At 32.1% G+C, this 496-nt stretch carries 1 protein-coding gene; it reads left to right on the forward strand.

The annotated features are described in order from the left end of the window. A partial coding sequence (locus OEZ61_RS08105) for a helix-turn-helix domain-containing protein (RefSeq protein ID WP_290047394.1) occupies positions 1-444 on the forward strand: 444 nt, incomplete at its 5' end. Positions 445-496: the final 52 nt, after the last annotated feature.

Consider the following 496-nt stretch of genomic DNA (forward strand, 5'->3'; position numbering starts at 1 on the left):
AATGGTTTAGGATTTACAAAAATTACTAATAAATATGGTATAAAAGGGTCTGCGACCCTTTATGAATGGATTAGGAAAGCTGAACAATTTGGAATTGAATATTTCTCAAAAAATACAAAGACATATTATGAATATTCATTTAAAATAAAGGTCATAAATTGGCGACTTAAAAATCATGAATCTTTAACAAATGCCGCACGGCATTTCGGAATAAGCGCTCCTTTTGTGATATATCAATGGGAACGCTTAGCAGCTGAAGGTCGCCTAAATAAACCTAAAGGAAGACCGCCCAAAATGAAAAATAATAAAGATATGTCATTGGAAGAAAAGAATAAGCAACTTGAACAACAAGTAACATACTTACAAGCAAAGGTTGCATACTTGGAAAAATTGGACGCCTTGATTCAAAGCAAAAAATCACCAACAAAGAAAAAGCGCAAATAATAAATGAGTTAAGGCGAGAAATGAACGTTCCATTATTTGTGTTATTAGATAT

Source organism: Apilactobacillus sp. EABW-1NA (genome assembly GCF_030398685.1).
Lineage (GTDB): Bacteria > Bacillota > Bacilli > Lactobacillales > Lactobacillaceae > Apilactobacillus > Apilactobacillus waqarii.